The sequence below is a fragment of the Streptococcaceae bacterium ESL0687 genome (assembly GCA_029392475.1).
GTDB lineage: Bacteria > Bacillota > Bacilli > Lactobacillales > Streptococcaceae > Floricoccus.
Map to the genome: position 1 here is coordinate 1,352,226 of CP113940.1, position 24,058 is coordinate 1,376,283.

Sequence of the window (24,058 nt, forward strand, 5' to 3'; positions counted from 1 at the left end):
AACTTTTAAAAATAAAAAAAATCGCAAGCGCTCGAGTTCGCTCTACGATTTTTATTTAACTATTATGCAGAGATTACTGCACGTCCTTTACGACGACGAGACGCTAATACGCGACGTCCGTTTTTAGTAGACATACGTTTACGGAAACCGTGTGTTTTTTGACGTTTACGTTTACTTGGTTGGTAAGTACGTTTCATTTCTTGATTCCTCCTGTTTTATTCTATTTATGTCTAGCCTAGGCTTTACTTGTTCGAATACTAAACATACCAAACTATTTTAATATATTTTAGTCTGCTTTGTCAATACCATCTTTCACAATTTTATCCCCTAAAGCTAACCTGTAGTCTGTTATTTATTTTCCTTGCAAACAATAACAGATCTTTTTGAATCCTGGCCTGTCGAATAGCTCGTGATTCCCTCTTCTTCAGAGATAAGATTATGAATAAATTTTCTTTCATGGGACTGAAGATCCTCAAGTTCAACAATCTCTCCAGCCAGAGCCTTTTCAACTGATTTTCGGGCCAAGGACTTGAGGTAAACCTCTCGTTTGACTAAATATCCCGCAACATCGATAGTTATCTTGATATAATCTTTAGCAAGAAGGCTTGCATAGGCCTGGGTTAAGACCTGAAGACTTTGTAAAATCTTACCATGCTTACCAATTAACAGGCCTCCCTGGTCAGAATTTAAATCGATTTTTATAAGCCTATCATCCTCCATGTAAGAAGAATCAATAGAGGCCTTGATACCCATATTTGAAATTATTTCAAGTAAATACTCTTCGACCTCAATTAAAATCTTATTTTGGGGTTCAGCTGTTTTTTCTGAAATAACTGGCGTAACTAGATCTTCTTTAGGAACCTCGGGAACTGTTTCCTTTAGCTGAGGCAAATTTATATCCAGGGCCAGATTAAAACTTTCCCTGGCCTCCTTCATGATCAATTCTTTTTCCAGATCACTTAGTCCAGCTTGACTTTCTTTTTCAGCCAGGCGGACAGCCTTAACAACATGACTTAATTCAAGGGTTAAATCCTTATTACTTTTAACCTTCTTATTACGGTCAAAACTTTTTATTCGACTTCCCTTGAGAACCTCATAATCGGCCCTTCTCTGGGTCTCTTCATCGATTATTTCAATATCTACACGGGCCCTTCTAACTCCAAAACCAAGAAAGCCCTTTCTCTCATGCTGAACAATACTTATATGAACTTTTTCACGGCCAACATTCAGTCTCCTAAGACCTCTTTCAATTGCTTTTTCAACCGTTTCACCAGTAAAAATAGTCATATTTTCTCCTTCAAACTCGTTCTCCTATATAAATAAACTATTAGCTATTATTTTTTCTTCTTAGCCTTCTTAAGGGCTTTTTCCTTGGCACGAACCTTGGCTTTTTCCGCCTCAATGCTTGCTTCCCGCTCCCTTTGAATCTTAAATGGATTATTTAAAATCAAGGTCTGGAAGGCTTGAAAGGCATTTGATACTGTCCAGTAAAGGGTTACCCCACTTGCCATATTTAAGGACATAAATAGAATCATCACAGGCAGTAAATAAGTCATGCTTGTAGTCATACTATTTTTCTCACTTGTAGCCTTCATGGTCAACCATGAACTAATAAAGGTAAAGACAGCTGCAAGAATAGGCAGGATATAGTAAGGATCCTTTTGAGAGATATCAAGCCATAAAAAATGACCATCCCTTAAAAAATCAACACGGGTTAGAGCTTGGTAAAGCCCTGTTAAAATTGGAAGCTGAATTAAAAGCGGAAGGCATCCAATCATTGGATTGGCGTTATTTTCTGAATAAAGAATTTGTGTTTCTTCACTAAGAAGTCTACGGCTCTCCGGATCTTTTCCAGGGTACTTAGCCTGAAGGGCCTTTAATTGGGGCTGAATCTCTTGTAATCTTCTGCTTGACTTGATTTGAATATTCATCAAAGGCAAGAGGGCTGTTCGAATTATTAGGGTAAATAAAATAATACCAATACTAATTGAGCCACCAAAAGATAGGAATTTAATTGTTTGGGCAAAGGCATAAACCATCTTTTCCCAAATTCCAGGCGAGGCTGCTGTAACATCACTTCTTCCGCATCCTGTAAGGACTAGAAGCATTGCTAGACTTCCTAGGCCAGCTAATTTCTTTTTCACTTAATCTAAATCTCCATCTCTATAAATATTTGCGTGTTTCAAGGCATGCTTTAGGTTCTTCTTAAGATCTACAAAGTTTAAATCCTCAGCACCCGCACGTGCGATAACTAAAAAATCAAAATCCTGAATATTAGGAGAAAATTCCATTAGGGCATGGCGAATGAGTCTTTTTACTCTGTTTCTAGCAACCGCATTACCAAGTTTTTTTCCTACCGATATCCCCACCCTAAAATTATCCTTTTGGGCATCATCCTTGTAGATAACAAATTTCTTATTGGCAAAACTGTTCCTTTTTCCTAAGATTCTTTGAAAGTCTTGGGAACTTTTGATTCGATATGATTTTTTCATTGAATCCTCACTTTACTAAACTACATTCAATCTCCTCGATTATAACATAAAAGCCTAAAAACGTACACAGACGGTACATTTTTAGGCTTTAATTCCTTAAAAATCTTGTTTTTGGGCTCTTTTTATCTGATCCCTAACTGAGTCAAATCCCGTTCCTCCGTAGGAATTACGTCTGCTAACAGCAGTCTTAGACTCCAGGTAGTGATAGATATCATCCTCAATTAAATTTGACAAACTTTGATAGTAATCAAGTGGTAAATCTTGCAGGTAACAGGCTCTTTTACTGCATTCTAGGACCAAGTTTCCAACAAGCTCATGGGCCTTTCTAAAAGGCAGGCCCTTTGCTGCTAGATAATCAGCAAGCTCTGTAGCATTTGAAAAATCACTTTTTGTTGACTCTTCCATGACATCCTTATTTACTGTCATAGTCTCAAGCATCCCAGCCATAATATCGATGGATTTCATAATGGTATCTGCTGTATCAAACATCCCTTCCTTATCTTCCTGTAAATCCTTGTTATAGGCCAAGGGAAGAGACTTCATTACTGTTAACAGACCCATTAAATCGCCGTATACCCGGCCTGTTTTACCCCTGATTAATTCTGCCATGTCAGGATTCTTCTTCTGGGGCATGATACTTGACCCTGTTGAAAATTTATCAGAAAGGCTTATAAAATTAAATTCATTACTGCACCAAAGAATTATCTCCTCACAAAAACGACTCAGATGCATCATAAGAATACTTGAATTACTTAAAAATTCAAGGATAAAGTCCCTGTCACTTACAGCATCCAAGGAATTTTCATAGGGTTTTTCAAAACCTAGTAAATCTGCTGTAAGCTTTCGGTCTATCGGAAATGTTGTCCCTGCAAGAGCTGCTGCTCCTAGAGGTGACAAGTCAGTATGCTTTAGATTAAATGTAAAACGCTCAGCATCCCTTGTAAACATTTGATAATAGGCAAGAAGATGATGACCAAAACTTATGGGCTGGGCATGTTGCAGGTGAGTATACCCAGGCATAATGGTTTCAGTATGCTCACTTGCAAGTTTTAATAAAACCTCTCGCAAATTTGTAAGCTTTTCATTAACCATTAAGAGAACTTTTTTAAGATACAGGTGCATGTCAGTTGCAACCTGATCATTCCGGCTACGAGCCGTATGAAGTTTGCCTGCTAGAGCTCCAATTTCCTTATGCAGATGGACTTCCATATTCATATGGATGTCCTCATTGGATTTATCAAATTCAATCTCTGAGGCCTCATACTTAGCTTCAACAACCTTAAGTCCTGCCCCGATAATCTCAGCTTCTTCCTTATTTAAAATTCCAGTTTGAGCAAGCATTTTTAAATGGGCCAGACTTCCTGTTAAATCCTCCTGAGCCATTTTTTTATCAAAATCAATTGATGCCCCAAACTCTTCCACCCAATCATCAAGTGAAGCTTCAAAGCGACCACCCCAAAGTTTTTCATCCATCCTACTTACCTATATCCTTACTTATTTACTTGTTTTCCTTGCTCTCTTTAAGAACCTTAGCCTGAACCTCGCTGTTAACCTTTGTTGGTAGACCCCAAAGTTTGATGAAACCAACAGCAGCATCCTGATCAAAGGTATCAGAACTTGTATAGGTTGCTAGATTTTCATCATAAAGGGAATTAGGTGATTTTCTTCCAACAACTACGGCCATTCCTTTAAATAAACGAACCCGGGCTACTCCATTAACAGGTTTTTGGGTTTCCTTAATATAAGAAATCAAACTATCAGTTGCTGGGTTAAACCAAAGTCCATTATAAATTAGATTTGAAAATTCATTTTCAATAATAGGTTTAAAATGTGACATTTCCCTAACTGTTGTTAAATCTTCTAACTCCTTGTGGGCACTTAATAAGGTCACCGCAGCAGGACACTCATAAATTTCACGAGACTTTATACCAACCAGTCTATTTTCCACATGATCAATCCGGCCAATTCCGTGGTTACCAGCAAGGCCATTCAACTTCTCAATTAAATCAGCAAGTTTTAATTTTTCTCCATTTAAGGCAATAGGAACTCCTTTTTCAAAGGTAATTTCAATATATTCTGGCTGGTCAGGTGTGTCACTTATAGCCTTGGTTATACCGTAAGCATCCTCAGGGGCTTCAGCCCAAGGATTTTCTAAGATACCACACTCATTAGCCCGTCCCCAAAGGTTTTGATCCACTGAATAAGGACTATCTAGAACTGCAGGAACTGGGATTCCGTGATTCTTAGCATACTCAATTTCCTCCTCCCGGCTCCACTTCCATTCACGCACAGGGGCTATGACCTTAAGACTAGGATCTAGGGCGTTTATTGCAACCTCAAACCTAACCTGATCATTTCCCTTACCAGTACAACCATGGGCAATGGTTGTTGCTCCGTGTTCATGGGCCACTTCAACCAATTTTTTAGAAATTAATGGGCGCGATAGGGCTGATACCAAGGGATATTTTTGCTCATAGTAGGCATGACCTTGCAGGGCATAGAGGACACAGTTTTCCGCAAATTCATCTTTAACATCAATCACTTTTGAAATGATAGCTCCAGTTTTCAGGGCCTTATCATGGATAAAATCCAAATCCTTACCCTCACCTAAATCAAGACAGACAGCTATAACATCATAGTCCTCAGCAAGCCACTTGATGGCAACAGAAGTATCAAGTCCCCCTGAATAAGCTAAGATAATTTTTTCTTTCTCTGACATTTCCTTCTCCTTTTATTGAATAATAATTCATTTTACTGAATAATAATACATTATTGTAAACTAGTCAAGTGTTTTGTCAGATATTATTTACTTTCGAGATAATATTTTATTTTTTATTTATATTTGTTGGTAGAATCCAAAATTTATTAAATATAAAAAGCACCCATCAATCAAAGGGTGCTAGAAGTGCTAGTTAACCGAGTCAATATCGCTATAAATAATTCCCATCAAAAGAGCAAAAATTATTGTCAGAGGACCCTTGATAAAATGTCCCCCTAATAAACCACATACTCCTAGGTAAAACAACTGCAAGCAGCAGATTAGTAATATTACCTGCTTAATTCTTCCTTTTTTCATAGGGCAATAACCATTAGATCTTTTCCCATTATACAAGCCATCCAAATAAACATAAAATCCTCCCAAATAATGTGATTATTGTATCATGGTTTTTTCCTAGAAAACAAGGCTCTTCCTGCTCATATTCCTAGTGGATTTTTTAAAGGGAAACTAATTGGCTAGCAGATTCTGATAACAAAAGGGCAGACAAATTAGACGTAAACAATCCCTGAGGGACTCAGACCCAAAGGCCCTCAAAGTTATAAGTTGATCCTGCGATGAGTTTAAATTTGAATAAGTTCAGGGCTTATGTTACGTTTAGGTTGTCGCCGAACCATCTTATTATAAGGAGAATTTATGAAAAAGAAAATTTTAACTCTGGCCTGTCTACTTGGACTTACAGGTCTTGCAGGCTTCCAATTTTTAGGAAACACCAAGACAGCAAGTGCCAACGAACTACAGACAGTAAGCTCCCAGCAAGTAAATCTTGTGACGACTGACCTTCTGGCTAAGTCAGACCACGATGAGGAAGAGCATGAAAAAGGAATGGGTTACCACTGGAAGTGTTGGACTTGCGGTTATTATAGCAATAAGCACATTCTTGCATCCACAGCTGTCAGTGCAGCTAACGATCACGCCAATAGATATGAGCACAGGACTTCTGTTATTCCAAACTAAATTATAAAAGGGCTATCAAGGAGCAGGTTTGCTCCTTTTTTTGTGTCTGATGAAGTTTCTAGGCTTTAGAAGATATGTTAGGAAAATTTAACCACCCTTTTAGCATAGCCCATAAAGCTACTTGCTAGAAATCCCTTAAGCTTAGCCAAATTTACTAAAATTTCAAAATTAATCTTGTCAAAGTAGGTTACTAATGTTATACTAGTAGGGTATTAGCGGAGATGGCGGAATTGGCAGACGCGCAAGACTAAGGATCTTGTGACCGTTTTAGGTCGTGAGGGTTCAAGTCCCTTTCTCCGCATTGAGTATAGGAGAGTCCTAACGGGCTCTTTTTTTTGTCAACTGGGGCTTATGGGGTGACTAAGGTATTTATATTTTTAGGTATTCACGTATTACTTCCGTGTCGTTCTCTCTGATATATACAAAAAAAGCAACCACTTCGGTCGCCTTTTAACTGTCCCTAACCAAGAATATTTCATATTGTAGCAAAGTCATACCCTCACACAGACCGCTAAGATGCAAATCATCTAATTTCGTTTTTATGAAAAATAGATCTTATGTAACTAATAATCAGTATAAGCAAGTACATAAAATTAAAGATAAACAAGATAAGCACAGCATTTAGACTAAGACTAGAAACTATAATCATAATAAGTAGATTCAGTAAAAGTAACGGATAATATAATATCAAAAATGATCTTGTTTTTTCATCAAAAATAGATTTTACTATCAAATTTGATTCAATCCATGAAGTCAGGCAGAGGGTGCCCAATATATCACAGGCCGAAAAAAATAAAAATACCAAATATTTATTCTGGACAGACCTTGGATAACCATCCCCACTGAAATGAGAAACAATATTCTCCGGTAAAAAAGGCAGGGATAGGAGGAATAGAATAATTGTACTTGCTACTAGTAAAAATAAGTTTTTATGCTTCATTTTACTCACTTTTTTCATTCCCTTTACCATTTCCATAATTTCTCCCTTGCTTAAAGATTATGCTAAAAACATGATTGTTATTCATTACACATATTATACAATCTTGAAGATTTTGTCCATGAATAATTTTTGTATAATCCAGTAAAATTTTAACTTAACAGCCTATCTTATCAGAGCTACCAAACCTCAAGTTTATCTCACTTTTTTCTACTTATGCTATAATAATATAATAGACTAACCACCAGAAATTTAATTGAAAGAGGATTATGAAAAAACTACTGACCCCTAGAAATATGATTGTTGCGACAAGCCTGATACTTTCAGCCTTTATCTTATATAGAATAGTTCTTGAGTACCTACCAGATTTAAAACTCCTTCTTAATCCGTCAGCTAATAAGGATTTATTTGTGGAGCAGTTTAGATCCCACGGTAATAATGTCATCTTTTTTCTAATCCTTCTTATAACCATCATCAATGCTACACCAGGCCTCTCATCAGCCTTCATCTGCATCCTCTCAGGGCTAACCTTTGGACCCCTTTTAGGGACCCTTGTTAATATCACCGGTAATTTACTCGGTAACCTACTTTCAATTGTCGTTATGGGTAAATTTACTACCTTGGCAGAGAAGGCTAGATCAAAAAAATGGGTCAAAAAAATTGAACACTCAAAAAATCCAAGTTTTGAACTTGTGATAGCCTATATTATTCCAATAATCCCTGTCTTTTTGGTCAACTATACCTTGAGTATCTTCAAGTTTTCCCTTTCCAAAAAAATACTGATTATCTTTTTAGGGACTCTTCCCATCTCAATTATTTATGCCTACGGAGGAAATTCAATCCTTGAAGGTCACCTCAAGGGAATTATCATTCTTGTAAGCTTTATCCTAGTAATCTTCCTTCTAACTTATTATTTAAAAAAACATGAAGACAGTAAAGGAGATAGTAAAGATAATAGTTAAAATTAAAAAATTTACCAGGCTACAAAAGCTTATTATTACCATTTCAAGCATAAGTGCCCTCCTACTGATGCTTTTGGCGGTTAAGATTTACTTGCCAGATCTTATCCTTCTCTTTTCTAAAGGAGACAATCAGCTTGAATTAAGTACCAGGCTAAGGTCACACGGGATTGTTGGAGCCATTCCCCTAGCAATCCTACTGGCTACCCCCTTTGTTCCCTACTCATCTCTTCTAATCTTCACAGGCATTTGCTACGGGACCTTTATATCAAGCATCTTTGGCATCATAGGGGTTGTAGTACGAAATTTATTTTTTATCTATATCTTTGACAAGGTCAATCATATCACCCCTCAGGCGGAGTCTTTAAGGATTATTAAATATATTAAAGCCAGTAAAAATCCTATTTTTGAACTTAGCCTGGCCTATATGATGCCCTTTATTCCCAAGGTTGCCCTCAACTATGCCCTCTCCCTTATTAAGCTTCCCTTCAAGCAGGTGATGCTTATCGTTCTTCTGGGGTCGGCTCCTAAGGCGATTTTCCTGGCCTTCAATGGCCAAGAACTCCTCCAGGGAAATTTCAGAATTCTTATAATCATTTCCCTTATCCTAATAATTATTCTGGTCCTTTTATATATCTTTAAATACCGGAAACTTATGAGCGCAGGTAAGAATAAAAATTAATTATTCAAGTAATTGAATTTTGTAAATCAAAGGACTATGATAGGTGTGAACTTTAAATATCTAGGAGATTTCCATGAAAATATATTTTCAACTACTAATAATTTTTGGGCTATCCTACATTGGTGATAGCCTTTCAAATTTTTTTAACCTCCCCGTCCCAGGAAGTATTATCGGGATGATTGTCCTCCTCCTTCTTTTACAATTCAAAATTCTTGATCTTGATAAAATTGAAGAAGTTGGTGATTTTTTAATTAATAATATGACCATCCTCTTTCTACCAGCAGGAGTCGGAATTATGGCCAAATGGGCAATGATTTCTGACTACTGGTGGCAAATAAGTTTAATCATCCTTGTAACCATGATTATCAATATCTTTGTTTTGGGTAGAGTGGTCCAATTTATTAAGACCAAATATGAAGGGGACTATATCGATACTAGAAAGGGGGATGAAAACAATTGAAACAATTAATTGAATTAACCCAGTCACCACTCTTTGGTGTGACCTTGACCATCCTCGTCTTTATTTTGACATCTAGGATAAACCAAAGCTTCCCCAGGGCCTGGACCAATCCCCTCCTTCTTTCGACCCTTACAATTATTGGCTTTTTATTGATTTTTAAGATTCCCTACGAAAATTATTATAAGGGCGGGGAAATCTTAAATGACCTAATTGGACCATCTACTGTAGCACTAGGAATTCCCCTTTATAAGACCTTTCACCTTATGAAGCATCATATTAGATCAATTACCATAAGTATCGGGCTTGCTGCCTTGGTAAACACCTCAATCACAGCCCTTTTGGTAAAATTTCTAGGCCTACCAAAACTTGCCCAGCTATCTCTTTTCCCCAAATCAGTAACTACAGCCATGGCCATGGGGATTACTGACAAAATACACGGGGTTGTTACCATAACAATTGTAGTCGTCGTAGCAACTGGTATTCTAACAAGTGCTCTAGGGATTCCCCTTCTAAAACTATTTAAGATAAATGATCCAGTTGCTCAAGGAATCGCCCTTGGAGGAACAGGACATGCCGTAGGAACAGGATCTGCCATCATGCTTGGAAAAACTCAGGCTGCCATGGCTGCACTTTCTATTGGTATGACAGGTATCATGTATGTTATCTTTGTTCCCCTTGCAGCCCATATTATTTTAGGCTATTAGTTAATTTCATAAAAATAAAAAAAATCCCTTCCTATGAAAGGGATTTTTATTTTACTAAGGTCTAAGGTAGAAGGCCAAAGATTAGGGCAGCAAGACTTGCTCCAACAATTGGGCCAAAGATTGGCACCCATGAATAGGCCCAATCAGAATCTCCTTTGGTCCTAATTGGTAAAACCTGGTGAGCTAGGCGTGGACCCAAATCACGGGCTGGATTTAAGGCATATCCTGTGGGACCACCTAAAGACAAGCCAAGAGCTAAGATTAAGCCACCAACAGCAAAGGTATTAACTCCACCTGCAAAATCCTGCCGGCCAAATGATAGGATTCCAAATAGTAGGACGAAGGTTCCAATGGCTTCTGTTACAAAGTTTGCTGTGTAATTTCTTACAGCTGGACCTGTAGCAAAACTTCCTAAAATTGCATCTTGGTCCTTGGTTTGATCCCAATGAGGCAGGTAGGCAAGCCAAACTAGGATGACTCCCAGAAAGGCTCCTGCTAGTTGGGCCAGGATAAAGGGAAGGACCTGTGATACCGGAGTCGCCCCGTTTATGGCCATAGCTATGGTTACAGCTGGATTAAGATGAGCTGGGCCCAAGTAGCCCGACATGAAGGCAGCCATGGTAACAGCCATACTCCAACCAAAGGCAATAGCAAGCCAACCTGCTCCTTCTGCCTTAGATTTTTTTAGGTTTACAGCAGCACAAACTCCGTCCCCTAAAAGAACCAGAAAGAAGGTTCCAACAAATTCTCCTAAAACTTCTGTCATCCTAGCTACCTCCCTCTTTCAAATAAGCAAGATCAGATTCAGCAATCACTTCCTTAAGATTTTTTAGGGCAGCTTCCTTTTGACCATCAGACCAAGAAAGATAGTCAGCCATGACATCAATAACAGGATTTATCAGGCCATCAAGGCTATCCCTTTCAAAAAGGATATGATTTGTTCTTCTCATTAGGTAGTCACTAGGCCATAAAATCATCTCTTCTTTTAAGGCATAAAGTAGACGAGCTGACTCAGCCAAACTAAGGCCTGGATAAGCTTCCATCTTACTAGCTAAATCAAATATTTTAAGGGAGTTCATTCCGTAAAAATCAGCTATATATCTTGCGTCCTCTTCAGAAAGACCTACAAGAAGACCCGCCTTCATATTTTCTTCAACAGTCTCTTCAACCTTGGTATTATCAAACTCTCCGCCTGATACAGGATAAGTCTTAGAATCTATTTCTTTGAAGTTTTCACCGTATTTTTCTTTAAGTAGTCTGCGAATTAAATCAAGTGCTCCCTGAGCCATTTTACGGTAGTCAGTAATCTTCCCACCAGCTAGAGTAATCAAACCATCATCTTCAACTTCTAAGAAGGATCCACGAGAAACCTGTGACGGAGAGAGTTCCTTCTCAGCCCTACTGGTCTCAAGATTATTAAGTACCTCTTCAACGTCCTCTTTAGAAGCCTTATCTTCCTTGTAATCAAGAACGATATCAATGACTTTTTCAAAGCTTTGATCTGATACACTTCCATTGTCCCCGCCATTATAGTCAGAACCAGAATTCCCACCTAAAAGAGGACGAAGGCCTGCCCAACTTGATTCAATATCAGAAAGCTTGATATCTGCTTGAGGATATCTGTAGTTAATTACCTCTAAAAGATAATCAACATCTTCTTGAGTAACCCTAGGGTCTAGATAATCTCCCTTGTAGTCGGTGTCAGTTGTTCCAAAGTAGGTTTTATCTTCTCTTGGAATAGCAAAGACCATCCGTCCATCATGTTTTCCAGTATCAAAATAGGTGGGCTGCGGAACTGGAAGTTTTTTGGCATCGACAACCAAATGAATTCCCTTGGTTGGTCGCATCATAGGTTTTACAGGGCGAGTAAAGTTTAGACTTCTTACCTTATCAACCCAGGGACCACCAGTATTAATAACAAGTTTAGCCCTAATTTCAATTACCTGGTCACTCTCCAAATCACGCGCCTTAACGCCGTTTATCTTTTGATTGTCATCATAGGTAAAACCAACAACCTTCATCCGGCTAATAGCATAAGCCCCGTCTTCAACAGCCTTTTTAATATTTTCAATTACAAGGCGTGCATCATTATTTCTAAAATCAAGATAGACACCTGCACCCTGCAAGCCGTCTTTTTTAATATAAGGCTCACGCTCTAGAACTTCTTCAGGAGTCAAAGTATAGTTTTCATACTTTGTACCGGTAACATTTGCCAGTCTATCATAAAGATCCATTGCAACCTTAACTGAAAACATATCAAAGGTTGTTGGTCCCTCATCGTCATAGATGGGTAAAAGCATGGGATCAGGTTTGGGAATGTGAGGAGCTATTCTTTGAACAACTGCCCTTTCTCCTACCGTATCTGCAACAACTTCCACATCAAAATTCTTAAGGTAGCGAATTCCACCATGAACAAGCTTGGTTGATCTTGAAGATGTCCCTTCAGCAAAATCCTGCATTTCAATAATTCCAGTTTTCATCCCAGCTGCCGCTGCCTGAAGGGCAACGCCTGCCCCTGTAATTCCCCCACCAATGATTAATAGGTCAATTTCTTCGCCCTGTATTTTTTTAATTGTCTCTTTTCTAGAATGCTTTGAAAACTCCATTATTCTTCCCCTTTTTCAATATCTGTAAATAATCTAGTTGCTTTGACTGCCCGTTTCCAACCACCATATAAATTCTCTCTTCGTCCCTCATCCATCTGAGCCTCAAACATGTCTCCAAGAGCATAGAATTCACGGATTTCGTCAATATCCTTCCAGTAGCCAACGGCAAGACCGGCTAAAAATGCGGCACCAAGTGCTGTGGTTTCAAGATTACCAGCCTTCTGAACTGGTACATCTAAGATATCTGATTGAAACTGCATTAGATAACCATTATTGGCAGCCCCACCGTCAACTTTTAAAACCGGAATACTGATACCTGTGTCAGCTTCCATGGTCTCAATTACATCCCGCACCTGATAGGCAATTGATTGGAGGGTCGCCTTAACAATATCATTATCAGTGGTTCCCCGAGTTAGCCCAAACATTGATCCCCTGGCTTCCTGATCCCAGTAAGGGGCACCAAGTCCCACAAAGGCTGGTACAACATAGACCTCATCATCATTAGTTGACTTCTTAGCAGCTGCTTCTGAATCACTTGATTTTTCAATCATATGGAGGCCATCTCTCAACCACTGGATAGATGATCCTGCCACAAAGATACTTCCCTCTAAGGCATAATAGACCTTACCATTAATCCCGTAACCAATGGTTGTCAGAAGTTTATTGGCTGAATACTGCGGACTTTCTCCCGTATTCATGACAATGAAAGAACCAGTTCCGTAAGTATTTTTTACCATCCCTGGCTCAAAGGCCATCTGACCAAAGAGAGCTGCTTGCTGGTCTCCTGCCATACCTGAAATTGGAACCTCACTTCCAAAGAAGTGATAACCTTGAGTTTTTCCGTAGACCTCTGAGTTTGATGCTACCCTTGGAAGCATAATCTCAGGTATATTTAAAAGGTCTAAAATTTCTTGATCCCATTTTAAATCATTAATATTAAAGAGCATGGTCCTGCTGGCATTGGAATAGTCAGTTACATGAACATCCCCGTCAGTAAGCTTCCAGACCAGCCAACTATCAATGGTTCCAAATAAAAGTTCTCCCTTTTCAGCCCGCTCCTGAGCACCTTCTACATTGTCCAAAATCCAGCGAATTTTTGTCGCTGAAAAGTAAGCATCAATTACAAGGCCTGTTTTTTTATGGAAAAAATCTTCATACCCATCTTTTTTAAGTTGGTTGGCAATTCCTGCCGACTGCCTTGATTGCCATACAATGGCATTGTAAATTGGCCTTCCTGTTTCCTTTTCCCAGATAACTGTTGTTTCCCTTTGGTTAGTAATTCCAATTCCTGCAATCTGATTGGGTTTAATGCCTGATTCAATAAATGACCCTGCAATTACTGACTGAACTGAATTCCAAATCTCATTGGCATTATGTTCAACCCATCCCTCTTGGGGGAAGTACTGGGTAAATTCCTTTTGGGAACTACTCACATGGTTACCCTTTTTATCATAAATGATTGCTCTTGAACTTGTTGTGCCCTGATCAATAGCCATAATATATTTATCTTCCAAAATCATTTCCTCCTTTTGTAAACGCTTTCTATAAATATATAATATAGCTTTCTAAGATTTTTTACCATCAAGATATGGACTGGCCTTATCAATTTTTGACAGTTTTTCTATAAAAGTCATATTTTACAGGCATCTTCTACTATTCTTATTAAGCTTTATTTCTTCAACTATCCTTTCAATTTGCTTTAAATCATAATAACTTTCATACTCAGAAAGCCTATAAAGCCTGCACCTGGCCTTAACCTTAAGGAGTTGCCGGCAGGTTATTACCAAATCATAATCTTCTGCAGGATCATAACTTACAATACTGATTCCTTCCTGGCTGGATCCTAAATTCTTATAAAGGTACTGGCTGTAATTTAAACCAAAAATCGGTAAGCTCCTTTGGTCAACCCCAATCCGTATGAGTTCACTTACATGAAAGTCAATGAAAGACAAGATATTGATGTAGCTCACTAGTAGGTAGTTTTTTACTCCCATAGAAGCCTCCCTATCCTTATAGGGTTCAAACTCCTTAAGAGCAATCTCCTGTAAATTACTGGCTAAATGAAATAAATCCCCGTTGATTAGCTCCCCCTGCCTTTTTAATAGATTATCCCAGTCATACCTTTCTAGAGATCCGTCAAAAAAGTAAAGCCTGTTACTACTTTTGGCCAGATAAAAACCTACCTGCTTTTCAAGATCAAGGGAAATTCTCTTACTGGGATAATTCTTTAAAATATATTCCCTAATATAGACATCAAGCATGGCCGTGGGTAATCTCTTACTCCTTAAAAGCTCATAGCTATACTGCCTGCTTTCATTTAAAATCCCCAAGGAGTTAACAAAGGCATAAAGGGCCAGACTTTCAAAGTCCAAATTCTTGTAATTAAAATTTTTAACATAGGACTCGGTAAATGCCTTAATATCCTGGTAGAGTTTATCCATCTGAAAAATCTGATAGCGCCTTTTTACTCTAAGTTCCCTAGCACCTACCTGACGTGACCTTAGCCGGCTAATTTCCAGCCAAATCAAAAGCCTGTCTTCAAGATCTAAACTTGTTTCCTCAACCAAGAGACTGGTCAAAAAACTTCTGGCAACCTGCCTTGATCTAGCCCCTGGGAAGTACTTTTCAGAAAAAGAGGTCGAATTTTGATACATGTACTCAAGAACCAGAAAGTAAAAATAGCGAATCTGAAGTTCCTCCCCTTGGAGGATTCCATTTTTAATAGATAAACCAAATTCCTCCAAAAGATGGTTAACTCTTTTTATCCGCCTAAAAACAGAGGACTCACTAATGGAAAACTTCTGACTTAAGTAAAGGATGGAGATTTTTCGCCTCAAAAGAAGTTTTCTTAGAAGGTTAAACTCCAAACTATCCTTCAAGTAATAGGCTATGACACGGTCCAAATTTAAACCACTTGGTAAATAAAGCCTTAAAATTCCTTCGTCAGAAGTAATTTTAATCTGCTCACCTGCTGAAATCTTAAGCTCTGAAAGCTCCCTCATGTAAAGTTTAAGAGTATTGATAGAAAGCTTAAGATGATGGCTTAATTGACTCAGGCTAACATTTTCATTTAAAATCAGGTAACGCAAAAGCTCAATTTTAGCCTTCTCCCTTTTGTCTAGTAATTCTTCTGCCCTCATGTAATCTCCCTCACACTTAAGATTTTCTATCTCAAGCATATAAGTATTTGGAAATACTGTCAAAAATTTCACCAGTCTATAAAATAAAAAAACAGGATTTTAGTCCTGTTTTTTTGCATCTTTAATGGCATATATTTTATGGGCAAAGTCATCGCTCAAAAGTAGCCTGCTAGCCTTTGATTCAATCATAATTCGATCATCTTCCTTGACCAGATCAATTTCCTGATTAAGCTTCAAATGATTTTCTTCAACAAATTCCAAAAGAGAATTTGAATCATCAAATCTTTTTATAAGAAGACGGTCACCATTATCAAAGTCAGCCAGAGATTCTGTATATTCTTCGTAGATAACTCGGTCCTTATTGATTAAACTTCCGTGGGGGCAGGTTGTTGGATGACCTAAAAAGTCATAGAGACGATGAAAGAAGTCTGGATCCTTGACATGTTCCAGCTCCTCAGCAAGATTGTGGACCTCTCTTAGAGAATAACCCAGTTTATCATACAAAAATCTTTCAAAAATACGGTGATTCCTAATGATTCTTGCCGTATCTTCTGCCCCTTTTTCCGTGAGGATGGCACCCTTATAAGGTGTATAGCTTATGTAATCTTTTTCCGCTAACTTTAAAAGCATCTCAGATACTGACGGAGGAGAAACCTTTAATTTTTGTGAAAGTACCTTGTTGGATACATGACTATGAAGTCCTCCATTTTGATACATAACCTTTAGGTAATCTTCCTGATTAGCGTTATTTACATGTTTCTTCATCTATCTACCCATCCTCTCTTCCCTCAATTTTACCATTATTTTTGATATTTGCTGAGAAAAATAGATATTTTAAGTAAATTTCAAAGACTTATTTTAAGCCCTCATAGATCTTATTAATATTCCACTCCATCATTTCATAGTAGCTGTCTCCCTTTTGGCCTTCCTTGGCTAGAGAATCTGTAAATAGCTTGGAAGCAATCTTGCGACCTGTGTTTCTTGCAACAGCCTCCATGGTTTTAGGTGAAACACTTGTTTCAACAAAAAGGGCTGGAACATTACGGTCCTTAACAATATCATCAATCCTTACCATCTGCTCAGGTGTACCTTGATTATCGGTGTTAATTTCCCAAATATATTCAGCATCCATCCCGTAGCGTTTAGCAAAGTATTTAAAGGCACCTTCACTGGTTACAAGAACTCGTCTTTCTTCAGGAATTTCAAGTAATTTTTTAGCCCCTTCTTCATCCAATTTTTGCAATTTAGCTATGTAGCTTGCGGCATTTTTTTCATATACATCCTTGTTTTTAGCATCATACGAAACCAGCTGATCCTTGATATTTTCAACGTATTTTATTCCATTTTGAATATTAAGCCAGGCATGAGGATCTTCTGTCTTTTCACTTGAATCTTCAGTCAAATAAAGTGGAGTTACTCCCATTGTCAGCTCATAGGCGCGGTCTTCCTTCCTTGAATTAACAAGCATCTTTTCAAACCAACCCTTGGCAGTCTCCAGGTTAAAGCCGTTATAAAAAACTAGATCAGCCTTATCCATCTTCTTACTATCCTCAGGTGTTGGCTCATATGAATGAGGGTCAACTCCAACAGGAACAATATTATTTACCTCAACCTTATCTCCTCCAACATTTTTAACCATGTCACCTATGATGGAATAAGAAGCCACAACATTTATCTTGTCACTACTTGTATCCTTATCTTTGGAACAAGCAGATAAACCAATAAGGGAAATCAGGGCTAATCCCAGGTAACTTAATTTTTTAAACATTATTTTTTACTCCTTTTTGCATTCAATAAATTAGCTAAACCAGTTGAACTGATAAAATTATTTTTCGGTGAAAATAGAAACGAAATCATAAAAACAAGGGATCCAATCAAAACAATTGTTGCACTTGTTGGCAGATTATAGTGGAAACTTATAAAGACTCCTACCAGTCCATAAAGAACTCCTAGCAAGGCTGAGACAAAGATCATCTTAGACAAGTGTTTTGTCCATAAATAGGCCGTTGATGAAGGGATGACAAGCATGGCAACGACAAGAACAATCCCAACTTCTGAAAGTGACGACACAGTAAAAATCGTTAGAAGAAACATGAGAAGATAGTGGTAAAAGTCATTTTTTAGACCGTAGGCCTTAGAAATAACCGGATCAAAACTTGTAATTAGAAGCTCCTTGTAGAATAAGGAAATGATAAGAATTACTAGAAACATGAGAACTATCGATTGGAGAATTTCATTGGGAGTAACTGCTAAAATATTTCCAAAAAGCACGTGGTTCAAATCAACCCCACTTTTTAAATTACTTATCAGAACAATTCCCAAGGCAAAAAATGATGAAAGAACAACCCCAATAGCCGTATCAGCCTTAATCTTACTTTTCTTACTAATGAATTCAATTAACATTGCTGCTAGAATTCCAAAGATACTTGCTCCTATTAAGGCATTGATTCCTAGCATATAAGAAACAGCCACACCAGGCAAAACTGCGTGCGAGAGGGCGTCTCCCATTAAGGAAAGCTGCCTTAAGACAATAAAGCTTCCTAAAATTCCAGACACTATGCCCAAGCTAACAGATGTAATCAGGGCATTGGTCATACTTACTGGTAGATTTAGAAAATCGGCCAACCAAAATAAAATATCCACTAGTCTTTTACTCCTTTCAAGTCAAGATTTAAAAGAACTTGCCCGTAGGCTTGTCCAATCATATCCCTGGTGAAAATTTCAGATACCGGGCCAGCTCCCACCAGCTCCTGATTGATAATGATTAGATTATCAAAATAATCTTCCACCTTGTTAAGATCATGGTGGACTGTTAGAATCGTTTTCCCTTTAGCCTTTAAGTCACTTATGATATCAATGATTATTTTCTCACTTACCATATCAATCCCTACAAAGGGCTCGTCCAAGAAGTAATAATCAGCCTCTTGAGCCAAGGCTCTTGCGATGAAAACCCTTTGAAGCTGACCTCCTGAAAGACTAGATAGGGGAGCATCCTTGTAGTCTACTAGACCCACTTCTTCTAAAGATTTAAGGGCTAACCCCTTCTCCCAAACGCCAGGTCTTTTAAAAAGTGGTAGCTTGGGATAGGTTCCTGTTAGAATTACCTCAAAAACTGTAATTGGAAATGACAAATCAATCTCACTTCTTTGGGGAACATAGGCAATATTTCTCTTCAAGGATAAAATGTCCCGGTCATTGAAGTAACTACTTCCCCCAGTTTTTTTTACCAGTCCCAAAAGAGCCTTTAGAAAAGTCGATTTCCCGGCTCCATTAGGGCCAATTATCCCAATCGATGTTCCCAAGGCATCAATTTCAAAGTTGATGTCCTTTAAGGCCTCCTTACCTCCGTAAGCGACCCCTAATCCCTTTACTTTAAACATAAAAACCTCTCTTATTTTTTGATTTTAAATATTTTATAATAATTACTTTGTTAATTTAGTTTAACCTAAATTTTATTTTTAGGCAAGCCTTAAATATTAAATAATAAAAAAGTAATGAGCCTAAGCTCATCACTTCTTCTTAAATATGAATTGGGAGACCGTCTGCAAGTTCACTTGTATCCATGATTGCTTCACCCAAGGTTGGATGAGGGTGGATGGTCATTGAAATATCCTCACTAGTTAGGCCATTTTCAATAGCTAAAGAGAACTCACTAATTAAGTCACTTGCCCCAGGACCTGCAATTTGAGCTCCAATGATGACATGTTCCTTCTTGTCACTTACAATTCGTACAAAACCATTTGTTTCATTCATGGTAATGGCGCGTCCATTAGCTGCAAAGGGGAATTTTGAAACTAAAACATCAAGTCCCTTTTCCTTGGCACTCTCAGGAGTTTCACCCATGGTCGCAAGTTCAGGATCACAATAGGCAACAGCTGGAATAGCTACTGCACAGTTTGTAAAGTCTTCTCCTGCAACAACTGCTGCTGCAACTTTTGCTTCATAACTTGCCTTATGAGCAAGCATTGGTCCTTCAACAATATCACCGATGGCATAGATATGAGGAACACTTGACTGCTGGCGGTTATTGACAATGATTTGACCACGATCAGTAAGTTTCACATCTGTATTATTGAGACCCACCTCATCAGTATTAGGGCGACGACCAACAGAAACTAGACAGTAGTCAGCTTCAATTGTTTCTTCTTTCCCGTCAACCTCATAGGTAACCTTAACAGAATTTTCATCCTGCTCTGATTTTTTAGCCATGGCATTGGTTATGACCTTAATGCCTTTTTTAGTAAACTGCTTAAGGGCTACATCAATCATCTCTTGGTCAAAACCATTTAAAATATGTGGTAATCCTTCAAGAATTATAACCTCAGAACCTAGATTGGCATAGGCACCTGCAAGTTCTGAACCGATAACCCCTCCACCAATAATAATAAGTCTTTTTGGAACCTCTGGAAGAGATAGGGCACCTGTTGAATTCACCACTCGACCTTCAAATTTGAAGTTTGGAATTTCAATCGGACGGCTTCCAGTAGCCACAATACATGACTTGAATTCAAGTAGATGAGAATCGTCACCTGAGATAACATTTAGGACTTGATTATCGTTAAAGCGTGCTTCCCCTCTAAGGATTTCTACCTTATTCTTTTTAAGAAGCATCTCAACTCCACTAGTTAGAGTTTTAACGACTTTTTCATCCTTCCACTTCTGAGTTTCCTGCCAATCAAGGGTTGCACCCTTTGAATGAACTCCCATAATTTTTTTCTCATCGTGGATTTGATCATAGTAGGCATGACCTGCATTAATTAAAGCCTTTGACGGGATACAACCTACATTTAGGCAGACCCCACCAATGCTATCACGCTCAACTACAACGACTTTTTGTCCTAATTCAGCTGCACGGATGGCCGCAACATAACCTCCAGGGCCACTTCCAATAACAACTAAATCAACACTTTTTGCTTGAGAACCTACAACCATTTATTAAACCTCCATCAGCATGTAGTTAGGATCAGCAAGTAATTTTTTCAAATAATTTATAGCTGATTGGGCTAACATTCCATCAATTAACCTGTGGTCAAATGAAAGAGATAATTTCATCATATTACCAACAACAATTTCACCCTCTTCATTGACAATTGGTTCCTTAGCAATTGTTCCAAGACCTAGAATAGCTGATTCATTAACGTTGATAACTGGAGTAAACCAGTTTCCACGGGCTGAACCAATATTTGAAATGGTAATTGTTGATCCACTTGATACGTCAGGTGTTAACTTACCGTCACGGGCTCTAGTTGCAAGGTCTGCAATTTCACTGGCAATACTTAAGATTGACTTGCTGTCTGCATTTTTAACAACTGGAACAAAAAGACCACTTGGAGTATCAACTGCAATTCCAACATTAATAGCATCTGGATACACAATTTCAGATTTAGCCATATCCACATGAGCATTTAAGTCTGGGAATTTCTTAGCCATAGCTGCTAGAGCTTTGGTTACATAAGCAAGATAGGTTAATTTTACCCCGTCTTTTGCAGCTACTTCCTTGAAGTTTGACCTGTGTTCCATAAGTTTTGTAACTTCAACCTCTTCAAAGAGAGTAACATGAGGAACTTCTTGTTTTTGACTAACCATGTTCCTAGCAATAGCTTTTCTGATAGGGGTCATTGGAACTCTACCCTCTTTCGAAGGAGCCTGCGGAACTTGTGCTTGACCAGTAGGACTAGCAGGAGCTTGCGGGTTAACAGCTTCTGGAGAAACCTGAGCTTGAGGCGCCTCTGGAGCTACTTGACCATTATCCTTAAAGTTTCTAACATCATTTAGGGTAACTTGACCGTGGCGACCAGTCGCAGGAACCTTGGTTAAATCAATACCATTAATTCGAGCAAGTCTTCTAACCGAAGGCATGGCCCTAATTTTTCCATCAATTACAGGAGCTCCAATTTTTTGAACAGGAGCTGCTTCTACTTGGGGTTGTGCTGGGGCCTGTGGTGCTTCAACCGGTGCTTCTTCTACTTGAGGAGCTTGTGCTTGTGCAGGGCTTTCTGCGCCAGCTGCAGCACCACTTCCGTCCCCGTCAAATTCCACCAGAGGAGCTCCAACTTCAACAACAGTTCCAGGCTCAACAAATAGTTTTGTTACCTTTCCACTGTAAGGTGAGAGGATTTCCTGAAGTAACTTGTCATTTTGTACTTCTGCAAGAGTATCATCTTCTTTGACCTGATCACCAACTTTTACAGACCATGACGCAATCTCACCTTCGTGCATTCCCTCACCGACATCGGGCATTCTAAAAATCTCAGTCATATTCCACAATCTCCTTAACTTTTGCTACAACATCATCCACCTGTGGTAACCAGTCGTTTTCTGCCATTGAGAATGGGTAAACACTGTCTGGTGCTGAAACACGACCAATTGGTGCCTTAAGACTTAGGATGAAACGCTCACTAATTTCAGCCATAATGTTACTTGCAATTCCTGCCTGCCTTTGAGCCTCTTGGGCTACAACAACACGACCTGTTTTTTCAACACTCTTACCGATTGTTTCAACATCAATCGGTGAAACAGTTCTAAGGTCGATAACCTCAACAGAAATTCCTTCTTTTTCAAGATTTTCAGCGGCCTTGAGGCAGTTACCAACCATTCCACCATAGGTAACAACAGTTATGTCACTTCCTTCACGAGCAACAGCTGCCTTATCTAAAGGTGTTGTGTAATATCCTTCTGGTACTTCCGCCTTAATTGAACGGTAAAGTTTTAAGTTTTCAAGGAAGATGACTGGGTCATTTGACTCAATAGAAGCAAGTAAAAGTCCCTTAGCATCAGCTGGATTACTTGGCATAACCACTCTTAAACCAGGAGTTTGAGCCATTAGACCTTCCAGGTTGTCTGCGTGCATTTCAGGGGTATGAGTACCACCTCCATAAGGAGAGCGGACAACAATTGGGAATTGTTTGGTTGAGCTGAAACGGAACCTATTTCTAGCCATTTGAGCTGCAATTGAATCCATTACCTCAAAGATAAATCCAAAGAATTGAATTTCCATAACAGGACGGAAATCTTCTGTTGCAAGACCAATCGCCATCCCACCAATGGCACTTTCTGCTAGAGGAGTATTGAAGACACGGTCTTTTCCGTACTTGGCATTAAGTCCTTCAGTAGCCCTAAAAACTCCACCATTTTCACCAACGTCTTCACCAAAAACAAGGACATTTTCGTCCCTTTCTAAGGCAAGATCAAGTGCTTCTGTGATAGCTGCAATATAAGTTTTTACTGCCATTTATTTTCCCTCCCCTTCAAACTTCTTAATTTGCTCTTCCATGATATATCCAGGGTTTTCAAGAGTGTTTTTAATGAAATCTGATACCTTTTGTTTAGGCACATTATCAGCTTGTTTGACTGCATCATCAATCTCGCTGTTGATCTCTGCAATGTATTTTTCTTCGATATCAGAAGACCATAATCCTTTAGCTTCAAGGAAGATACGCATTCTAATTAATGGATCCTTCTTGTACCATTCTTCAATGTCTTCCTTAGTTCTATAACGAAGAGGGTCATCCCCACTCATTGAGTGTGGTTCCAAGCGGTCACAAAGGGTTTCAATTAAGACTGGTCCATTACCTGATACTGCCCATTCACGCGCCTTTTTAGCTGCAATATAGCAGGCCAAAGCATCCATACCGTCAACAACGATACTTGGAATACCTGCTCCCCAACCTTTAGAGGCTAAATGAGGTGCTGCACTTTGAAGATTACGCGGGGTTGAAATAGCAAATCCATTATTTTGGATAAAGAAGACAGCATTAGCCTTGTAAGCTCCTGCAGTATTCATTCCTTCATAAGTATCTCCTTGAGAAGAACCACCGTCCCCTGTGTAAGTATAGGCTACTGATTTCTTCCCTCTCATCTTCATTCCAAGGGCAATTCCTGCTGCCTGAACAAACTGAGCTCCAATGATGATTTGCGGGAACCAAGTTTTTACATCACCCATCTCATTTCCGATTTGATGACCACGACTCCATAAAAAGGCCTTGTAGATTGGAAATCCCTTGTGGATCATCTGCGGGATATCACGGTAACCTGGCATCAAGAAGTCATCGTCATTAAAGGCGTAGCTTGTCGCAGATTGACTTGCTTCTTGACCACGAGTTGGGGCCACAAATCCTAAACGTCCTTGTTTGGCAAGTTTTGTGCTTCGTTCATTAAGGACATACTGCTTAATCATGCGCTGCATGATATTTACCAAATCCTCATCACTAATACCAGCATCATCAAAAAGAGCTTGATCAACTAGCTTTCCGTCATTATTTAAAACTTCTAAGGTTGGAAATTCGGTATCTTGAGCTTCCAACTGTTTTTTAAAATCTAAAATTTCTAGACCTTTTACCATAAAC

General features: G+C 38.7%; 23 protein-coding genes and 1 tRNA gene. 6 read left to right on the forward strand and 18 right to left on the reverse strand.

Annotated elements, in window-relative coordinates:
* Positions 1-62: 62 nt before the first annotated feature.
* The 6 genes from rpmH to OZX60_06590 form a co-directional block, all read right to left on the reverse strand.
* The gene (rpmH, locus tag OZX60_06565; protein ID WEV45092.1) at positions 63-197 is read right to left on the reverse strand and encodes a 50S ribosomal protein L34; all 135 of its coding nucleotides are present in this window, start codon (positions 195-197) and stop codon (positions 63-65) included.
* A 151-nt stretch (positions 198-348) separates the two neighbouring features.
* A complete protein-coding gene (locus OZX60_06570; protein WEV45093.1) occupies positions 349-1,287 on the reverse strand; it encodes a Jag N-terminal domain-containing protein in 939 nt (312 codons plus the stop codon).
* Positions 1,288-1,334: 47 nt separating this feature from the next.
* Positions 1,335-2,144, reverse strand: a complete 810-nt coding sequence (locus OZX60_06575; protein WEV45094.1) for a YidC/Oxa1 family membrane protein insertase — start codon at positions 2,142-2,144, stop codon at positions 1,335-1,337.
* Entirely contained in the window at positions 2,145-2,492 is a 348-nt protein-coding gene (rnpA, locus tag OZX60_06580) for a ribonuclease P protein component (protein ID WEV45095.1), read from the reverse strand.
* 96 nt (positions 2,493-2,588) lie between these two features.
* Positions 2,589-3,965: an argininosuccinate lyase gene (gene argH, locus OZX60_06585; protein WEV45096.1), complete on the reverse strand. Its 1,377-nt coding sequence runs from the start codon at positions 3,963-3,965 to the stop codon at positions 2,589-2,591.
* A 25-nt stretch (positions 3,966-3,990) separates the two neighbouring features.
* Entirely contained in the window at positions 3,991-5,211 is a 1,221-nt protein-coding gene (locus OZX60_06590) for an argininosuccinate synthase (GenBank protein WEV45097.1), read from the reverse strand.
* 693 nt (positions 5,212-5,904) lie between these two features.
* Between OZX60_06590 and OZX60_06595 the strand changes: the two genes are divergently transcribed.
* The 6 genes from OZX60_06595 to OZX60_06620 all read left to right on the forward strand — a co-directional run bounded on the left by OZX60_06595 (position 5,905) and on the right by OZX60_06620 (position 9,967).
* A complete protein-coding gene (locus tag OZX60_06595; protein WEV45098.1) occupies positions 5,905-6,225 on the forward strand; it encodes a hypothetical protein in 321 nt (106 codons plus the stop codon).
* 215 nt (positions 6,226-6,440) lie between these two features.
* A tRNA-Leu gene (locus OZX60_06600) sits at positions 6,441-6,526 on the forward strand.
* Between the two features lie 905 nt (positions 6,527-7,431).
* On the forward strand, positions 7,432-8,124 hold the full coding sequence (locus tag OZX60_06605; protein WEV45099.1) for a VTT domain-containing protein: 693 nt from the start codon (positions 7,432-7,434) through the stop codon (positions 8,122-8,124).
* Complete coding sequence (locus OZX60_06610; GenBank protein ID WEV45100.1) at positions 8,087-8,803, forward strand: VTT domain-containing protein; 717 nt, start codon at positions 8,087-8,089, stop codon at positions 8,801-8,803. Before OZX60_06605 ends, OZX60_06610 begins: the two co-directional genes overlap by 38 nt.
* Before the next feature lie 73 nt (positions 8,804-8,876).
* Positions 8,877-9,263, forward strand: coding sequence for a CidA/LrgA family protein (locus tag OZX60_06615; protein WEV45101.1), 387 nt, complete (start codon positions 8,877-8,879; stop codon positions 9,261-9,263).
* Positions 9,260-9,967 carry an LrgB family protein gene (locus OZX60_06620; protein ID WEV45102.1) on the forward strand — a complete coding sequence of 236 codons (708 nt, stop codon included), beginning with the start codon at positions 9,260-9,262 and terminating at the stop codon, positions 9,965-9,967. Before OZX60_06615 ends, OZX60_06620 begins: the two co-directional genes overlap by 4 nt.
* Positions 9,968-10,028: 61 nt before the next feature.
* Here the strand turns inward: OZX60_06620 and OZX60_06625 are convergent, their stop codons facing one another.
* From OZX60_06625 to OZX60_06680, 12 genes are all read right to left on the reverse strand, one after another.
* On the reverse strand, positions 10,029-10,733 hold the full coding sequence (locus tag OZX60_06625; GenBank protein WEV45103.1) for an aquaporin family protein: 705 nt from the start codon (positions 10,731-10,733) through the stop codon (positions 10,029-10,031).
* A 1-nt stretch (position 10,734) separates the two neighbouring features.
* Positions 10,735-12,573, reverse strand: coding sequence for a type 1 glycerol-3-phosphate oxidase (glpO, locus tag OZX60_06630; protein ID WEV45104.1), 1,839 nt, complete (start codon positions 12,571-12,573; stop codon positions 10,735-10,737).
* On the reverse strand, positions 12,573-14,090 hold the full coding sequence (gene glpK, locus OZX60_06635) for a glycerol kinase GlpK (GenBank protein WEV45897.1): 1,518 nt from the start codon (positions 14,088-14,090) through the stop codon (positions 12,573-12,575). Before glpK ends, glpO begins: the two co-directional genes overlap by 1 nt.
* Positions 14,091-14,210: 120 nt before the next feature.
* Positions 14,211-15,713, reverse strand: a complete 1,503-nt coding sequence (locus OZX60_06640) for a helix-turn-helix domain-containing protein (GenBank protein ID WEV45105.1) — start codon at positions 15,711-15,713, stop codon at positions 14,211-14,213.
* 99 nt (positions 15,714-15,812) lie between these two features.
* A complete protein-coding gene (locus OZX60_06645) occupies positions 15,813-16,478 on the reverse strand; it encodes a metal-dependent transcriptional regulator (protein ID WEV45106.1) in 666 nt (221 codons plus the stop codon).
* Between the two features lie 88 nt (positions 16,479-16,566).
* Positions 16,567-17,481, reverse strand: a complete 915-nt coding sequence (locus OZX60_06650) for a metal ABC transporter substrate-binding protein (GenBank protein WEV45107.1) — start codon at positions 17,479-17,481, stop codon at positions 16,567-16,569.
* On the reverse strand, positions 17,481-18,356 hold the full coding sequence (locus OZX60_06655; GenBank protein ID WEV45108.1) for a metal ABC transporter permease: 876 nt from the start codon (positions 18,354-18,356) through the stop codon (positions 17,481-17,483). The genes OZX60_06650 and OZX60_06655 overlap by 1 nt, the downstream gene beginning before the upstream one ends.
* Entirely contained in the window at positions 18,356-19,093 is a 738-nt protein-coding gene (locus OZX60_06660; protein WEV45109.1) for a metal ABC transporter ATP-binding protein, read from the reverse strand. Before OZX60_06660 ends, OZX60_06655 begins: the two co-directional genes overlap by 1 nt.
* Positions 19,094-19,232: 139 nt before the next feature.
* Positions 19,233-20,645 carry a dihydrolipoyl dehydrogenase gene (gene lpdA / locus OZX60_06665; protein WEV45110.1) on the reverse strand — a complete coding sequence of 471 codons (1,413 nt, stop codon included), beginning with the start codon at positions 20,643-20,645 and terminating at the stop codon, positions 19,233-19,235.
* Between the two features lie 3 nt (positions 20,646-20,648).
* A complete protein-coding gene (locus tag OZX60_06670; protein ID WEV45111.1) occupies positions 20,649-21,971 on the reverse strand; it encodes a dihydrolipoamide acetyltransferase family protein in 1,323 nt (440 codons plus the stop codon).
* Complete coding sequence (locus OZX60_06675; GenBank protein WEV45112.1) at positions 21,964-22,944, reverse strand: alpha-ketoacid dehydrogenase subunit beta; 981 nt, start codon at positions 22,942-22,944, stop codon at positions 21,964-21,966. The genes OZX60_06670 and OZX60_06675 overlap by 8 nt, the downstream gene beginning before the upstream one ends.
* A complete protein-coding gene (locus tag OZX60_06680) occupies positions 22,945-24,054 on the reverse strand; it encodes a thiamine pyrophosphate-dependent dehydrogenase E1 component subunit alpha (GenBank protein WEV45113.1) in 1,110 nt (369 codons plus the stop codon).
* Between the last annotated feature and the right edge of the window lie 4 nt (positions 24,055-24,058).

Coding starts and splice junctions, on each gene's coding strand:
- argH (WEV45096.1), bottom strand. CDS start 3,965: ATGGATGAAAAACTTTGGGGTGGTCGCTTTGAAGCTTCACTTGATGAT.
- glpO (WEV45104.1), bottom strand. CDS start 12,573: ATGGAGTTTTCAAAGCATTCTAGAAAAGAGACAATTAAAAAAATACAG.
- OZX60_06680 (WEV45113.1), bottom strand. CDS start 24,054: ATGGTAAAAGGTCTAGAAATTTTAGATTTTAAAAAACAGTTGGAAGCT.
- OZX60_06640 (WEV45105.1), bottom strand. CDS start 15,713: ATGAGGGCAGAAGAATTACTAGACAAAAGGGAGAAGGCTAAAATTGAG.
- OZX60_06590 (WEV45097.1), bottom strand. CDS start 5,211: ATGTCAGAGAAAGAAAAAATTATCTTAGCTTATTCAGGGGGACTTGAT.
- OZX60_06670 (WEV45111.1), bottom strand. CDS start 21,971: ATGACTGAGATTTTTAGAATGCCCGATGTCGGTGAGGGAATGCACGAA.
- rpmH (WEV45092.1), bottom strand. CDS start 197: ATGAAACGTACTTACCAACCAAGTAAACGTAAACGTCAAAAAACACAC.
- OZX60_06625 (WEV45103.1), bottom strand. CDS start 10,733: ATGACAGAAGTTTTAGGAGAATTTGTTGGAACCTTCTTTCTGGTTCTT.
- OZX60_06605 (WEV45099.1), top strand. CDS start 7,432: ATGAAAAAACTACTGACCCCTAGAAATATGATTGTTGCGACAAGCCTG.
- OZX60_06610 (WEV45100.1), top strand. CDS start 8,087: ATGAAGACAGTAAAGGAGATAGTAAAGATAATAGTTAAAATTAAAAAA.
- rnpA (WEV45095.1), bottom strand. CDS start 2,492: ATGAAAAAATCATATCGAATCAAAAGTTCCCAAGACTTTCAAAGAATC.
- OZX60_06570 (WEV45093.1), bottom strand. CDS start 1,287: ATGACTATTTTTACTGGTGAAACGGTTGAAAAAGCAATTGAAAGAGGT.
- OZX60_06660 (WEV45109.1), bottom strand. CDS start 19,093: ATGTTTAAAGTAAAGGGATTAGGGGTCGCTTACGGAGGTAAGGAGGCC.
- OZX60_06675 (WEV45112.1), bottom strand. CDS start 22,944: ATGGCAGTAAAAACTTATATTGCAGCTATCACAGAAGCACTTGATCTT.
- OZX60_06645 (WEV45106.1), bottom strand. CDS start 16,478: ATGAAGAAACATGTAAATAACGCTAATCAGGAAGATTACCTAAAGGTT.
- OZX60_06650 (WEV45107.1), bottom strand. CDS start 17,481: ATGTTTAAAAAATTAAGTTACCTGGGATTAGCCCTGATTTCCCTTATT.
- lpdA (WEV45110.1), bottom strand. CDS start 20,645: ATGGTTGTAGGTTCTCAAGCAAAAAGTGTTGATTTAGTTGTTATTGGA.
- OZX60_06615 (WEV45101.1), top strand. CDS start 8,877: ATGAAAATATATTTTCAACTACTAATAATTTTTGGGCTATCCTACATT.
- OZX60_06595 (WEV45098.1), top strand. CDS start 5,905: ATGAAAAAGAAAATTTTAACTCTGGCCTGTCTACTTGGACTTACAGGT.